General features: G+C 56.6%; 1 protein-coding gene. It reads right to left on the reverse strand.

The features are described from left to right. On the reverse strand, positions 1-319 hold a 319-nt coding region (locus RCF13_RS07190), incomplete at its 3' end, for a hypothetical protein (protein ID WP_308141011.1). Between the last annotated feature and the right edge of the window lie 13 nt (positions 320-332).

A 332-nucleotide genomic window follows, 5' to 3' on the forward strand; every position in this document is an offset into this window, starting at 1 on the left:
TGATAATCCCGTCGATGATATCGAGGGTGTTTTTCACGCCGACTTCATCCATCGAGTTTTTGCCGAGATTGTCGATGCCGTTGAGAAGCCGATTCAGCATTTCTGGCGCAGCATCGACACCTTTGGACGACTGGAGAGCGACCAACCCCTTGACCAAACCGGGCAAGATTTGGTCGCCGCGCTCAGCGCTGCCCATTGTAGTTAGCGCTACGCGTGCCATTTGCATGATGTCGGTGGCGCTCGCAGAAGGATATCGCCCACTGAGCTCGACCGCGCGGTCAGTCATGAGCTTACGGTCTTTCTCGGGCAGGCCGGCCATTTCCTGCCGGAAA

This window comes from Stenotrophomonas maltophilia group sp. RNC7 (genome assembly GCF_030910085.1).
Taxonomy (GTDB): Bacteria; Pseudomonadota; Gammaproteobacteria; order Xanthomonadales; family Xanthomonadaceae; genus Stenotrophomonas; species Stenotrophomonas sepilia.